The 13,878-nt window shown below is 56.1% G+C and carries 13 protein-coding genes; 11 read left to right on the forward strand and 2 right to left on the reverse strand.

Features of this window, described 5'->3' with window-relative positions; all coding sequences use genetic code 11:
* Positions 1–26 precede the first annotated feature (26 nt).
* The 4 genes from WMW72_RS16665 to WMW72_RS16680 all read left to right on the forward strand — a co-directional run bounded on the left by WMW72_RS16665 (position 27) and on the right by WMW72_RS16680 (position 3,734).
* Entirely contained in the window at positions 27–905 is an 879-nt protein-coding gene (locus tag WMW72_RS16665; protein ID WP_341416646.1) for an ABC transporter permease, read from the forward strand.
* A 45-nt stretch (positions 906–950) separates the two neighbouring features.
* Positions 951–1,874 (forward strand): ABC transporter ATP-binding protein, encoded by a 924-nt coding sequence (locus WMW72_RS16670; RefSeq protein ID WP_341416647.1) that lies wholly within the window; start codon positions 951–953, stop codon positions 1,872–1,874.
* Complete coding sequence (locus WMW72_RS16675) at positions 1,864–2,478, forward strand: ABC transporter ATP-binding protein (RefSeq protein ID WP_341416648.1); 615 nt, start codon at positions 1,864–1,866, stop codon at positions 2,476–2,478. Before WMW72_RS16670 ends, WMW72_RS16675 begins: the two co-directional genes overlap by 11 nt.
* A gap of 323 nt (positions 2,479–2,801) precedes the next feature.
* The gene (locus WMW72_RS16680) at positions 2,802–3,734 is read left to right on the forward strand and encodes a manganese-dependent inorganic pyrophosphatase (RefSeq protein ID WP_341416649.1); all 933 of its coding nucleotides are present in this window, start codon (positions 2,802–2,804) and stop codon (positions 3,732–3,734) included.
* Between the two features lie 131 nt (positions 3,735–3,865).
* On the opposite strand, the gene WMW72_RS16685 is transcribed toward WMW72_RS16680, so the two are convergent.
* Complete coding sequence (locus tag WMW72_RS16685; protein WP_341416650.1) at positions 3,866–4,321, reverse strand: hypothetical protein; 456 nt, start codon at positions 4,319–4,321, stop codon at positions 3,866–3,868.
* Between the two features lie 438 nt (positions 4,322–4,759).
* Here WMW72_RS16685 and WMW72_RS16690 point away from each other — a divergent pair, with 438 nt between their 5' ends.
* Positions 4,760–6,754 (forward strand): methyl-accepting chemotaxis protein, encoded by a 1,995-nt coding sequence (locus tag WMW72_RS16690; protein ID WP_341416651.1) that lies wholly within the window; start codon positions 4,760–4,762, stop codon positions 6,752–6,754.
* Positions 6,755–6,985: 231 nt separating this feature from the next.
* A complete protein-coding gene (locus WMW72_RS16695) occupies positions 6,986–7,714 on the forward strand; it encodes a GntR family transcriptional regulator (protein WP_341416652.1) in 729 nt (242 codons plus the stop codon).
* 95 nt (positions 7,715–7,809) lie between these two features.
* Here WMW72_RS16695 and WMW72_RS16700 read toward each other — a convergent pair whose 3' ends face one another.
* Entirely contained in the window at positions 7,810–8,403 is a 594-nt protein-coding gene (locus WMW72_RS16700; RefSeq protein ID WP_341416653.1) for a zinc dependent phospholipase C family protein, read from the reverse strand.
* 262 nt (positions 8,404–8,665) lie between these two features.
* On the opposite strand from WMW72_RS16700, the gene WMW72_RS16705 reads away from it, so the two are divergent.
* From WMW72_RS16705 to WMW72_RS16725, 5 genes are read left to right on the forward strand one after another with little or no spacing between them, the layout of a single operon-like run.
* On the forward strand, positions 8,666–9,520 hold the full coding sequence (locus tag WMW72_RS16705; protein ID WP_341416654.1) for a BtpA/SgcQ family protein: 855 nt from the start codon (positions 8,666–8,668) through the stop codon (positions 9,518–9,520).
* Between the two features lie 2 nt (positions 9,521–9,522).
* Positions 9,523–10,461: a ribokinase gene (rbsK, locus tag WMW72_RS16710; protein WP_341416655.1), complete on the forward strand. Its 939-nt coding sequence runs from the start codon at positions 9,523–9,525 to the stop codon at positions 10,459–10,461.
* Complete coding sequence (locus WMW72_RS16715) at positions 10,458–11,972, forward strand: sugar ABC transporter ATP-binding protein (protein WP_341416656.1); 1,515 nt, start codon at positions 10,458–10,460, stop codon at positions 11,970–11,972. Before rbsK ends, WMW72_RS16715 begins: the two co-directional genes overlap by 4 nt.
* A complete protein-coding gene (locus WMW72_RS16720) occupies positions 11,969–12,931 on the forward strand; it encodes an ABC transporter permease (protein WP_341416657.1) in 963 nt (320 codons plus the stop codon). The genes WMW72_RS16715 and WMW72_RS16720 overlap by 4 nt, the downstream gene beginning before the upstream one ends.
* The gene (locus tag WMW72_RS16725) at positions 12,928–13,869 is read left to right on the forward strand and encodes an ABC transporter permease (protein WP_341416658.1); all 942 of its coding nucleotides are present in this window, start codon (positions 12,928–12,930) and stop codon (positions 13,867–13,869) included. Before WMW72_RS16720 ends, WMW72_RS16725 begins: the two co-directional genes overlap by 4 nt.
* Positions 13,870–13,878 lie beyond the last annotated feature (9 nt).

Raw genomic sequence — 13,878 nt, forward strand, 5'->3', positions numbered from 1 at the left:
ACGGAACACTTGGAGGAGGTACAACCATGAAGGCTACGACAGAACCTGGGGCGGGGACGGCGGTGCATAAGCCCGGTGTCCTGGGAAGATGGAACCGTCGCCAGCGCGCACTGCTATCGGCTGGAGCAGCGGTCGGCTTGCTGCTGCTCGTCTGGCTGGGAGCCGGGCTGATGGACAGCGCTCAGCTGAACTCGCGGCTGGAGCTGCGCAATCTGGCGCCATCCGTGGAGCATCCATTCGGCACGGACTGGCTGGGCCGGGATATGCTGACGCGTACGCTCAAGGGGCTGACGCTCAGCCTCAAGGTCGGTCTGGCTGCAGGAGCGGCCAGCGTGATCATCGCGACACTACTGGGTTTGGTTGCGGCTACGATGGGGCGGACGGTCGACCGGATCATCATCTGGCTGATCGATCTCTTTCTCAGCGTCCCGCATCTGGTGACGCTGATCCTGATCGCTTTCGTCCTCGGCGGCGGGGCCAAAGGGGTCATCGTCGGCGTGGCGCTGACGCACTGGCCTAGCCTGTCGCGTCTGATTCGGACGGAGGTGCTCCAGCTGCGCTCGGCGGAGTTCGTGCAGGTGTCCCGGCATCTTGGCCGGTCGCGGCTGTGGATCGGGACGCGGCACATCCTGCCGCATCTGGTACCGCAGCTGCTGGTCGGGCTGGTGCTGATTATCCCGCATGCAATTCTGCACGAGGCGGCCGTCACCTTCGTTGGGATGGGCCTGTCACCGCACGAGCCGGCGATCGGGATCATTCTCTCGGAGTCGATGCGCTATCTGTCCACTGGGATGTGGTGGCTGGCGCTATTCCCGGGGCTTTGCCTGTTGGTCGTCGTACGGTGCTTCGATCGCCTGGGCGACAATCTGCGTGTGCTGATCGATCCGAAGCGGGCACATGAATGAGAAGGCGGTTGCCGTAGCCGTCCTATGGAAAGGAGACGCAAGGCCATGACTTTGCTTGAAGTAAACGGCTTGACGATATCGTTTACGCAATATACGCGCAGGCTGCGCCAGACCCGCGTGCAGGTGCTGCACGGTCTGTCTCTGTCGATCGCAGCCGGCGAGATTGTTGCGGTGGTCGGCTCCAGCGGCTCCGGCAAAAGCCTGCTGGCACATGCCATTCTGGGCATCCTGCCTGGCAATGCCCGCGTGTCGGGCAGCCTCCGCTTTGCGGGGGAAGAGCTGACGGCGGCCAGGCAGCAGGCGCTGCGCGGCCGGGAGATTGCGCTGGTGCCGCAATCCGTGCAGTACCTGGACCCGCTGATGCGGGTCGGCCGCCAGGTCCGGGATTCGGTGCGGACTGGAGACCCCGATGAGGCGCAGCGCAGCGTATTCGCCCGCTACCGCCTGAAGCCCGAGGCGGCAAGGCTGTTTCCGTTCCAGCTGTCAGGCGGGATGGCCCGGCGTGTGCTGGTCTCGACCGCTACGGTCAGCGGCGCAAGGCTCGTCGTCGCCGATGAACCGACGCCGGGGCTTGATCCGGCGGTTGTCATGGAGGCACTGGGCCAGTTCCGCGAGCTGGCGGACGAGGGCTGCGGGGTCATGCTGATCTCGCATGACATCGAATCGGCGCTTACCGTCTCCGACCGGGTGGCCGTGCTGTATGCGGGCACTGTCGTGGAGATCGCCCCTGCGGCCGACTTCACGGGTTCAGGTGAAGGCTTGCGCCATCCATATACGCAAGCCTTATGGAGGGCGCTGCCGCAGAACGGCTTCGTGCCGATCCGGGGCACTCAGCCTCCGGCGAGCGCGCTCCCGCAGGGCTGTCCATTCGCCCCGCGTTGCGACCGGGCTGATGCGTCCTGCACGGCCACGCAGCCCGAGGAGCGCGAGCTGCGCGGCGGGAAGGTGAGGTGCTTCCATGCTTCTTGAGGCGCATGGGCTGGGCTACCGCTACGGTGGCGGCCGTGGGAATCAGCCGTGGCTGCTGCGTGAGGTCAGCTTGGCGGTAGAGCCCGGCGAAGTGGTCGGGCTGGTCGGACCTAGCGGCTGCGGAAAGTCCACGCTGGCCCGGCTGCTGGCCGGGTATGAGCCGCCGCAGGAGGGCCGGGTGACCTTCGGCGGACAGCCGCTGCCGCGAGGGGGCTATCGTCCGGTGCAGCTCGTATTTCAGCACCCCGAGAAGGCGGTCAATCCGCGCTGGACCTTGAAGCGCACGCTGCACGAAGGCGGGGCGGCTGACCCGGATCTGCTGGAGGCGCTCGGCATCCAGGAGTCCTGGCTGAGCCGTTGGCCCAATGAGCTGTCCGGCGGTGAACTTCAGCGCTTCTGTGTGGCGCGGGCGCTCGGCCCACAGACCCGGGTGCTGATCGCCGATGAGATGACAACGATGCTGGATGCGATCACACAGGCACAGCTATGGGGTGCTGTGCTGGAGCGGGCCAGGCAGCGGCAGATGGCCGTCGTCGTCATCAGCCACGAGCACCGGCTGGTCGAGCGGCTGTGCAGCCGCGTTATCGAGCTGGGCAGCAGGTAGCCGGCTGGCCGGAGCCCGGCTTCGCAAGCTATACGACTGGGGAGTCGTTAGTTTCGAGGGGGTTCCGGCCTTAAGGGGTCAAGCCGCACAGTTAGGTATACATCGTTCCGTTCCTTTTGAGGGGGCGGAGCTTTTTTTATATAGAAGCCGGGCATCTTGTCATCTCTTCATTCCCAGCTCAAAGGAAACGCAGATTGGAAGAAATTTTATCAATATTCACATTAAAGGAATTGGAATAAGTCAAATTTCACGATATAATCGGGGTTGGGATTAGTTATCAACGGCCGCTATGAGCGCCAAATTTACGAACGAGGAGCTTGATCATGGCAAAAGCACTTATTTTCGGTCATAAAAATCCGGATACGGATACGATTTGTTCCGCACTTGCTTACGCGGATCTGAAAACCAAGCTGGGCCAAGATGTAGAGGCTGTCCGTCTCGGCGAAGTGAACGGCGAAACGCAATTCGCGCTGGACAAGTTCAAGGTGCAAGCGCCACGTCTCGTGGAGACGGTTGCGAACGAAGTGAAGGAAGTCATTCTTGTCGACCACAACGAGCGCCAGCAAAGCGTCTCCGATATCGATCAGGTTCGTGTGATCGAGGTTATCGACCACCACCGGATCGCTAACTTCGAGACCAGCGGCCCGCTGTACTACCGCGCTGAGCCGGTTGGCTGCACCGCGACGATCCTGAACAAGCTGTATAAAGAGAACAACGTAGCCATCAGCCCTGAGATTGCCGGTCTGATGTTGTCCGCGATCATCTCGGACTCCCTGCTGTTCAAGTCTCCGACTTGCACTGAGCAGGATGTAGCGGCAGCCCGCGAGCTGGCAGCCATCGCCGGCGTAGATGCTGACAGCTACGGTTTGGACATGCTGAAAGCCGGAGCCGACCTGAGCGACAAAACGATCGCTCAGCTGATCACGCTGGATGCGAAGGAATTCCAAATGGGTGCGTACAAGGTAGAGATCGCGCAAGTGAACGCGGTCGATACGAATGACGTGTTGTCCCGCCAAGCGGAAGTCGAAGCGGCTTTGAACCAAATCATCGCCGACAAAAACCTCGACCTGTTCCTCTTCGTCGTCACGGATATCCTGAACAACGATTCCATCGGTCTGGCTCTCGGTCGTAAAACCGAAGCGGTTGAGCAAGCCTACAACGTTAAGCTGGACGACAACAAAGCATTGCTGAAGGGCGTCGTCTCGCGCAAGTCGCAGATCGTCCCTGTGCTGACGGATGTTTTCAACAAACTGTAAGCCTACACGCTCAAGCAGCCGGATTACGACCTGGGGTCGTTCCGGCTTTTTTTTCGTGCGTGCAACACGCTCAACAAGTCGGCTGCATGCCTAAAGTGTTGTGTTCTTTTCAGCGTCCTTATTGTTTTCACTTAACCGCCGTCAACCCTCCCCTCGGCGTCATAGTACGAATCGAACTTTCCGAAAATCTTCCCTCGAGATTCCCCATAATGCGACTCGACAATTTCCCGAGTGTCCCCAAGCTTGATCGTGATCTCCTTGTCCGTATCCTTCAGGACGAGGTCTTCCGGGGTCAACGTGACCGTGGAGAAATCCGGCAGCCTGTCTTGAGCATCGCCTACAGACAGAGGAGGAGGTAGCAGCGAGGGAGAAGTCGGTTCCTCAGGCTTGATCTTGAGCGACAGCATCCCGCTTAGCTTGATCTGACGTACCCAATGAAAGGCCTCCGCCCGGGTCAGGGCATCGCCTCCGGCAAAGCCTTCTATTGGTCGGCGCGATTTTCCCCGAAGAGAGCGAGTGACCGAGTGACCGAGCCTATACCGGACAGCATCATCTCTGGAATAATGGCCCCCCTGAGAGGTGGTCAAAATCTCAGCGGCATGCTTTCGGGCAGAAGATCGCGGTTGAGACCGGTTGTTTCACGAATCACGTAAGCGGCAGAAGCGGGGCTAGATAAATTCCTTCTATAAATTGATCTTACATTTGAGTGTCCGATACGGCAAACCAATCAGAAGTTGGCTGCACTGCCTATTTCCTTGATGTTTCCCTGTGGTCAAATAGATCCAATCTCATGATTTCTATGCGGATTGTTTAAGTTGAAGTAAATTTTTCCATAGTGGTTAGCATTCAAGCAGGGAAATTCTAAGAGGCACCGAATATTGCATTGAAACTGAGTTATAGTCGGGATGGGGGGAAATGATGACAAACATAAAGTTAGAAATGCGGGGCTAGGGCTGCTGGCCAAACAAGCTGTACGGTTTTGAAAAATCCCGGGGGTTATTACCGTCGAAGTGAGGAAGAACAACATGAATGCGACATTACAAACTCAAATTTTCAAGAAACTTACCATGAAACGGCTGCGTAGCTGGCTGCTGACGATCTTTGCTCTTACATTGATCATTCCTAGCAGTGTTATTGGCTATTTCTCTTACGAAAGCGCCAAGCTCGAGCTTCAGAAGAAGCTGGAGGAGACGGCCGAATCCAATGTGAATCTGCTGAATCAGATGATTGATCAAATCATTCAGCTTGAAGTTGCTAATGTGAAACAGCTTGCGCTTCAAATCACATCGGCGCAAATCGATAAGAGGGACGCTCAGACCCAAAAGCTGATCGAGGACTTCATGAAACAGCATCCCGAGCTTGAGATTCTGACGCTAGGGAACAACAACGGCGCATGGATGAAGGCGCCTGACCCTGGGAAACAGGAATTCGATCCGAGAAAGAGGGATTGGTATCAAGGTCTGCTGAAGTCGCCAGGGGATGTGCTCGTGTCGGATCCGTTCGTTTCCGCGACCACCAATAACATTGTAACTTCAGTTGGTATTACGCTGCCGGACGGGAACGGTGCGATCGGAATTAATTTGAGTCTGAACAAGATGGCCGACATGGTGAAGGACGTGAAGTTCGGCTCAGAAGGTTATGCGTTTGTGCTTGACCGTACCAATAAGTATCTTGCGCACCCGACCAAGAAGACGGGTGAGCAGGCTGACGGTGAACGATTTGAAACGATGCAAAAAAATAAATCGGGCTCCGTATCGTACACGCTCGAAGGTAAATCCCGCAAGGCGTTCTACATAACGAATGAGTTGACCGGCTGGAAAATCGCCACCGTTCTTATGACCGAAGAATACGGAATTGCTGCACGTCCGATTCTGCAGCAAACGGTGGTCGTACTAATCGTCGCGACGCTGCTCGGGATGCTGCTTCTCACGTTCATCATCAATCGGATTACCAAGCCGATCGAGCAGTTATCCGTATCGGCGACCCGAGTGCGTGATGGAAAGCTCAACGAGAAGGTCATCACGAACCGTGTGGACGAAATCGGGACGCTGGCGAACAATTACAATGCCATGGTCGAGTCTCTTCGTGGGATCGTCCAAGAAGTGTCCGAGACCTCCGGCCAAGTTGCCGCATCGAGCGAGCAAATGGCGGCCAGCACGGAGGAGAATGCCAAAGCGGTCGAGCATGTGAACATACTGGTGCAGGAGTCCGCAAAAGCTGTGGAGTCTCAGTCCGTAACCATCGACGAAAGTGCCCGTACCATGGAAGAGATGGCAGCCGGTATTCTCAAAATTGCCGAATCTGCCAATGCCATTGTGGAATCTTCCGGCAAGACCGCTGCAGATGTGGAAGCAGGCAGTGAGAAGGTTGAACTCGTAACCGAACAAATGGAAGCCATCCGGAAGTCTGTCGATGAATCCGTGGACATTATCGAGAACTTGAACGGACTTAGTGCTAAGGTATTTGAAATGAACACCGCGATCAGCGATATCGCCGGGCAGACGAACCTGCTGTCGCTGAATGCTGCTATCGAGGCGGCCCGGGCCGGTGAGAATGGAAAGGGCTTCGCCGTCGTCGCGGGCGAAGTCCGCAAGCTCGCCGACCAATCGAAGCAAACGGCGGAACAGATTGAACACATCATGTCCAACATGACGAAGCTGATTCAACGAGCCACCGAAGTCATGAAATCTAAAGTGACGGCCGATGTCGAAAGAGGGATCCAGGTCACAGCTGAAGCGTATAGAGCGTTCGAGAACATCCAAAGCTCTACTCAACATATCGTGAATCAAATTCATGATATTTCCGCTATTACCGAACAGATGTCGGCTAGCTCTGAGGAAGTGTCAGCCTCTGTACATGAGATGTCGCATATGGCCCAAGGAACGATGGATTCCTTCCAGAGCGTCAGCGCAGCGGCGCAGCAGCAGTTGGCTGCGATGGAAGAAATCAGCTCTGCTACCGCAGCATTGTCGAAGATGGCGGAGGATATGCAGCGTACGGTAGAACGGTTTAGTTGGTAGAATGGGAAGAAGAGCCTGCGAAGGCTCTTTTTTTTGCATACAGAACATTCAAGTCTTCAATCCGGCACGCAAGAAGAAGGTTGGCAGCGCTGCCTATCTTCTTTAGGATTCCTCTATAGCCCAGAGGGCTTTCTTAACGTTTGACTGTTCCCCTTGTCTACTTTATAATTTGTCATATCAACATAATGAATACAGGTGAGTCATGCAATGGGAGAAAGGTGAATAAGAACCATGTTGAACCGAGAGTATAAGCTGCCCCTATATATTCAGCTGAAGGAAGCGATCGTGGAGAAGATCGAGCAGGGCCACTGGCTGCCGGGGAATGCGATTCCGACGGAAAGCGAGCTGCAGAAGCTGTATGACATCAGCCGGATTACGGTCCGGCAGGCGCTGGGCGAGCTGGTGGCCGACGGAGTCCTGACACGGATTCAAGGAAAGGGTACCTTCGTCTCCGAGACGAAGCTGGAGCCGATCCGTCCGGGGCTATCGAGCTTTACGAAGGATATGGGCAATAAGCATAACGAGATCCGGGCTGAGGTGCTGTGGTTCGGGCAAGAGGCAGCGGGAGACCGGCTGAAGCGCGTATTCGGCGAGACCGGGCGCGAGCTGATACTGACCGTACTGGAGCGGGTCCGCTACGTGAACGGCGTGCCGATCGGCATGCATAAGGCTTATCTGAATACGAAGCTGATGTCTGGCGCCGAGCTGTCCGGGTATGATTTTACGAAGGATTCGCTATATGAGGCGCTGCTGGCCGAAGGCATTCGTCTCGGAGAGGCCGATGAGACGATCGAAGCCGGGCTCGCCGACGAGCGGCAGGCCAGCTTATTGAAGATTGAGCCGGGTACCCCGGTGCTGCTCATTACGCGCGTCACCAAGCTGGAGGACGGCCGCCTGTTCGAATGCACCGATATGGTGTACCGGGGCGACAAGTACAAATACGCCGTCAAGCTGACGTAATCGCGGGCGTCGCAGGCTTGGGCCTCTAAGCTTCCCCCAAGAGGCTTCACGCAGCCAGTCGTTTTTCTCTTGTGAGAAGAGCGGCTGGCTTTTATTTAGGTGAGCATAGGTTTGAGTATCCACAGCCCCTTCTCCACGGAGGTCTCGATGTAGCCTATGATCTGAGGCCAGGTAAAGACATGCAGATGTTCATGAATGGCTTCCTGATCATACTCCATGTCTTCGAATACGCTGGGGAGGAACGCTTCGACATCTCGAGCGGTCACTTCTTGTAAATCCAAGATGGTCGTCGGACCGTTAAGCATTTCTCTACATGTCTCCGCGTAACCGTAAACCTCCAATAATTTACCATTCAGCAGCCGGAAGTCACGATGGTATAACGGCAATACGTCCGGGTCGGCTTGCATTCTGTTTTTCAGCCAAGGCTGGTAAAAGCCGTGCAGCCATAGATGATCGGCGATTAAATGTGCCAAATACCCCAAGACGTACGGATGCTTGGCATGCGCACGGTACTGCTCCAGAAAAGCCAGGTAGTCAATACTTCTTGAGTAATCGCCAGAGTCCCCGACAAAGAAATGCGATAAATCTTTAGGCGAAACTGAATCCGGAGCAAGGCCTCCAAGTAAAAAGGAGGCTTTATCTGCTATCGGCAGTCGTTCCGTAATGCGTTTCGCAATGATCAGATGCATGATTCTCGATCCCAAACGATCCCTCACCCTTCTTCCATCTCTAAAGATCAGCCTTCTGTAGTTTTTGGAATTTAACATATTTAGCAAGTTTTGATAGATATGAGTTTATCATAGGGAGGATCGGTTGAGAACAGGGGATGGTCATAAATCTGACTCCTTCGAAAAGAGGATTGACGGCTGATTTTTATTGAGCTATAATTCATCATAACAACATGACATCATGACGATATGTTGTTATAAATCGCATCTAATGGAGGTACTTATGGCATCCACTATTTTTCCGGGTAAGAGCAACGCGATTATCGACATCTTCAAAACCGATAAAGCGGTCATCGGTATGGTTCATTTGAAAGCGCTACCTGGAGCTCCGCATTTCGGCGGTGGCAATCTGGACGCGATCTACGACTTCGCCATGAAGGATGTCCGGGCTCTGGAGGAAGGTAAGGTTGACGGCCTAATTATTGAGAACGCATGGGATATTCCGTTCATGAAGCCGGATGACATCGGTCTCGAGACAGTTGCCGCGCTGACGGCGCTGACGGTCCGCATCAAGCAGCAGACGGATCTGCCGATCGGGATCAATTGTCTGGCCAACGCCGTCATTCCTTCACTGGCTGTTGCGAAATCTGCCGATGTTCCGTTTGTCCGCGTCAACCAGTGGGTGAATGGCTACGTGGCTAACGAAGGCTTCATGGAAGGGATTGCAGGCAAGGCTATGAGGTATCGTTCGAGCATTAAGGGCGATACTATTAAAATCTTCGCGGACGTTCACGTCAAGCACGGCAGCCACTCCATTGTCGCGGACCGCAGCCTGGCCGAGCAAACACATGATAATATTTTCTTCGATACGGATGTACTGATTGCGACCGGGAACCGGACAGGCGACGAAACACCGACCCAGGAAATCGAGGGCATCAAGAATCATACGGATCTTCCGGTGATCGTGGGCAGCGGGATGACCAAGGACAATGCAGAGAAGATCCTGTCGCTGTGCAATGGATGTATTGTCGGCAGCTCGATCAAATACGACGGACTCTGGTGGAATAATGTAGATCCGGCCCGGGTTAAAGCGCTCATGGAGGTCGTCATCGCGCTTCGCGAGAAAGAGGGGAGATAAGCTTGAGCCTTCCTGCGGATATTCTGGTTTACGGAAGCTTGAATATGGACTTTGTCACCTATGTGCATCACTTGCCGCAAGCGGGAGAAACGATCGCGGCATCTTCATTCCAGATGGCTCCGGGCGGCAAGGCGGCTAACCAGGCGGTTGCCGCCTCCCGGCTTGGCTCCAGCGTCGCCATGGTGGGCCGTGTCGGACAGGATGAGCTGGGCCGGCAGATGAAGGCATTCCTTGCGCAGGACGGTGTGGATTGCCGCTATGTGCTGGATGCCCCTGGCGACCACACCGGCATTGCGACGATTGCCGTCGATCCGGCCGGGCAGAACTCGATCGTTACTTATCTAGGAGCGAATGCAAGCGTATCGGTCGAGGATATCGACAGGACGGCTCCACTGCTGCAGACGGCCCGCTATGCGATCCTGCAGATGGAGATGGAGACGCACGTCGGAGAGCATATTATTCGCACCGCCCATGAGGCAGGCGTTAGGATCGTCTTGAATCTGGCACCGGTCGTGCCGCTGGACGATGGGATCTATCCGCTGCTCGAGTTGCTGATCGTCAACGAGACGGAAGCGTCACAGCTGACCGGGGTCGCGGTGGCTTCCCTCGCTTCCGCCCGGGAAGCGGCGGAGCAGCTGCTAGGCAAGGGGCCGGGCCATGTGATCGTCACGCTGGGCAAGGACGGTGCACTGCTGTGCGGCCCCGGCGTCATAGAGCACTACGAGCCCCCGCGGGTGCAGGCCGTGGATGCGACGGCGGCGGGGGACTGCTTCGTCGCTGCGGTGACGCATTTTGTCAACGCCACCGGCGACTTGAAGGAAGCGGTCCGGCAGGCGGTCGAGGTCGCCGCGCTGTCGGTGACCCGCAAGGGGGCGCAGCCCTCGCTGCCGACGATGGCCGAGTACGAGCAATTCATAGGGCTCAAGGAGGTGCAGCCATGAATGAACCTATTCTCACCATGACCGGGATGTCGATGGAATTTCCGGGCGTGAAAGCTTTGCAGCATGTAGATTTCGAGCTTTACCCTGGCGAGGTTCATGCGTTGATGGGTGAGAATGGCGCGGGCAAGTCCACGCTGATGAAGATTCTGTCCGGCGTGTATCAGCCGACGTCCGGGAGCATCCGGATGCATGGGGAGCCGGTTATGTTCGGCAACCCGCTCGATGCCCAGCTGAAGGGAGTCTCAATCATCCATCAGGAATTCAACCTGTTCCCCAATCTGTCGGCCGCGGAGAATATCTATCTGGACCGGCCCGAGATGGTCGGACGGTTCGGCCAGATCAAGTGGTCGCGGATGTATGAAGAAGCGGGCAAGCTGATTCGTTCCATCGGCGGAGATCTCGATGTCCGGAAGGAAGTCCAGCATTTGGGTGTACACAGCCAACAAGTAATCGAAATTGCGAAAGCGTTGTCATTTAAAGCCGAGGTGCTGATTATGGACGAGCCTTCGGCGGCATTGCCCGAGAATGAGGTTATGAAGATGTTCGAGGTGATCCGAAGACTGAAAGAGCAGCGGGTCTGCATTGTTTATGTCTCGCACCGCATGAAAGAGATCTTCGAGATCGCCGATAAGGTAACCGTGCTGCGGGATGGGAAGAAGGTGTCCACCCGGCGGATCGACGAGGTGAGCGAAAACGATCTGATCCGTATGATGGTCGGCAAGGAGGTCGGTCATCTGTATCCGGAGCGCTCTACAGTGACCGATTCGGCCACCGTGCTGCGGGTAAGTGACTTGTCGCTGGATGCGAAGCATAGCGTTTCGTTCGACTTGAAGAAGGGAGAGATTCTCGGCCTGTTCGGACTTGTCGGCTCTGGGACGCATACGGTGGCGGAGCGGTTGTTCGGTCTAAGACGTGGCACCGGGATCATCGAGATCAACGGCCAGTCCATCACCATTCGAAGTCCTATCGAAGCCAAGGCCCGCAAGCTGGCCTATGTGCCGCCTGACCGCCACCGGCAAGGTCTAATTAAGCCGATGTCCATCCGATCCAATCTGTCCATGACGATCCTGCCGCGGCTATCCTCCCGGTTCCTGATTGATTCGGCGGGAGAGAAGGAGATCAGCGGCAGCTATATGGACAAGCTGAAGATTAAAGCGCCTCATGATGATCAGGTCGTGGAGCTGCTGAGCGGAGGCAACCAGCAGAAGGTCGTGCTGGGCAAGTGGCTGGCGTCTGAGCCGGAGCTGTTGATTCTGGAAGAGCCGACTCGCGGCGTAGATGTTGGGGCCAAGGCAGAAATCTACGCGATTATGAGCCAGCTCGCACAGCGGGGCCTCAGCATCATTCTGATTTCATCCGAAATGCCAGAGGTGATCGGGATGAGTGACCGGATTCTTGTCATGCACAAAGGGGAATTCGTTCATGAGTTCGACCGCGGGGAAGCGACTCAGGAAAGCCTGCTGTACCGGGCTTCCCATCCTCGTGTCCATGAAAAGGCGGAGAGCATATGAAAAAATTACTCGACTATAGAGAAGCTCCGATCATTTTCTTCACCTTGGCCGTCGGACTGGTGTTCTCGCTGCTGTCGGCGAGCTACCTGGAGCCGGGCAATATCGGGCTGATCCTGACCCAGATCGCGACCAATGCGATTGTGGCGATCGGCATGACGATGGTGATTCTGCTGGGCGGTATCGACCTGTCGGTCGGCTCCGTGCTGGCGCTCGTCGCAACGTCCGTCGGCGTCTTTCTAAATCACGGCATTACACCCTGGCTAGCTGCACTGCTGGGCATCGGCATAGGAATCCTATGCGGAGCTGTAAACGGATTCTTTATCGCATATATGAACATTCCGGATATTATCGCGACTCTGGCGACGATGTATATTTTCAGAGGAGTTGCTGTCGGCATCAGCGGGGGAACCTGGATGACCAATTTCCCGCCATCCTTCAAATTCTTCGGTCAGGGCTCGGTTATGGGGATTCCGTTTGCTCTGATCGTAGCTGTGGCGCTGGCGGTCCTGTTCGCTCTGATCCTGCAATATATGCGGTTTGGCCGCAGGGTTTATGCACTTGGAGGTAACCGCTCGGCCGCCCGGCTGTCCGGGATGAATACCCGGCGCACGAAATTTACGGTGTACATCTACAGCGGGATTCTGGCCGCAGTCGCGGCGGTTATTTTCGCCTCGCAGGTCGGCAGCGTGCAGGCTTCGACAGCGGGGAACAACCTGAGCTTCGAGGTCATGGCGGCGGTGCTGATCGGTGGCGGAAGCATCTTCGGCGGCGTGGGCACGGTACTCGGCACGATGTTCGGAGTCCTCCTGATGGGGATGATCAAGAACGGTCTGGTGCTGACGCAGGTATCTCCGTTCTGGATCAATGCGACGACAGGGCTGCTGATTCTCGTGGCGGTCATCATCAATACGATCCAGCGGGTGAAGGAAAGCAAGAAGAAGGAGGGAGATCTGGTATGAACGGGATCATGCGCATGGCCGCAGCCTACAAACTGAACAAGCAGCTTATCCTGCTGATCTTGCTGGTCGCCGTCCTGGTGTTCTTCAGCTTCCAGTCCCCTTACTTCCTGTCGGTAGATAATTTCCTGAATGTGATGAATCAGATGACCGAGATCGGACTAATCGCGATTCCGATGACCCTCGTCATCATCTCGGGCGCTATGGATCTCTCCGTCGGCTCGATTCTCGGACTGTCTGCGCTGGCCATGGGGATGGCCTACCAGAGCGGTCTGAGCATCTGGCTCAGCATCGTCGTTGCGCTGCTGGTCGGGGCGTTGAGCGGTGCGGTCAACGGCTACCTGATCGCCAGGCACCGGATGCAGGCGATCGTCGTCACCATCGGAATGCTCGTTATGCTGCGCGGCCTGATCTATGTGCTCAATGAAGGACGGCCGATCAGCGGGTATCCCGACGCCTTCTACTTCCTGGGCCAAGGGTATGTGCTCGGTCTCCCCTTCAACGCGATCTTCCTAATCGTCATGTTCGCCCTGTTCACGCTCATCATGAAGCGGACGAGGTTTGGCCGGTATGTCTACGGCCTGGGCAACAGCGAGGAGGCGGTCCGTTACTCCGGTATCCCAGTGGTTCGGTTAAGATTTGTCCTGTTCCTCCTAAGCGGACTCTTCTCGGCCTTGGCCGGGGTGTTCATGGTCTCCCGCCTCGCCAGCGCAGAAGCCGTCTCGGGCACGAACATTGAACTCGATGTCATCACCGCCATTCTGATCGGCGGGACGCATATCTTCGGCGGCCGGGGGAGCCTCGGCGGAACGTTCCTGGGATTGCTGCTTATCGTGTTTCTTCGCAATGGCTTGAATCTGATGGGGGTATCGGTCCTCTATCAATCTGTGATATTGGGAATACTGGTTTTGATCGCAGTCGGCAAGCAAAAAGAGCGCTAAAACATGGGA

This window comes from Paenibacillus filicis, assembly GCF_038070315.1.
Classification (GTDB): domain Bacteria; phylum Bacillota; class Bacilli; order Paenibacillales; family NBRC-103111; genus Paenibacillus_G; species Paenibacillus_G filicis.

Coding starts and splice junctions, on each gene's coding strand:
- WMW72_RS16675 (WP_341416648.1), top strand. CDS start 1,864: ATGCTTCTTGAGGCGCATGGGCTGGGCTACCGCTACGGTGGCGGCCGT.
- WMW72_RS16680 (WP_341416649.1), top strand. CDS start 2,802: ATGGCAAAAGCACTTATTTTCGGTCATAAAAATCCGGATACGGATACG.
- WMW72_RS16700 (WP_341416653.1), bottom strand. CDS start 8,403: ATGCATCTGATCATTGCGAAACGCATTACGGAACGACTGCCGATAGCA.
- WMW72_RS16725 (WP_341416658.1), top strand. CDS start 12,928: ATGAACGGGATCATGCGCATGGCCGCAGCCTACAAACTGAACAAGCAG.
- WMW72_RS16705 (WP_341416654.1), top strand. CDS start 8,666: ATGGCATCCACTATTTTTCCGGGTAAGAGCAACGCGATTATCGACATC.
- WMW72_RS16695 (WP_341416652.1), top strand. CDS start 6,986: ATGTTGAACCGAGAGTATAAGCTGCCCCTATATATTCAGCTGAAGGAA.
- WMW72_RS16670 (WP_341416647.1), top strand. CDS start 951: ATGACTTTGCTTGAAGTAAACGGCTTGACGATATCGTTTACGCAATAT.
- WMW72_RS16715 (WP_341416656.1), top strand. CDS start 10,458: ATGAATGAACCTATTCTCACCATGACCGGGATGTCGATGGAATTTCCG.
- WMW72_RS16720 (WP_341416657.1), top strand. CDS start 11,969: ATGAAAAAATTACTCGACTATAGAGAAGCTCCGATCATTTTCTTCACC.
- WMW72_RS16665 (WP_341416646.1), top strand. CDS start 27: ATGAAGGCTACGACAGAACCTGGGGCGGGGACGGCGGTGCATAAGCCC.
- WMW72_RS16690 (WP_341416651.1), top strand. CDS start 4,760: ATGAATGCGACATTACAAACTCAAATTTTCAAGAAACTTACCATGAAA.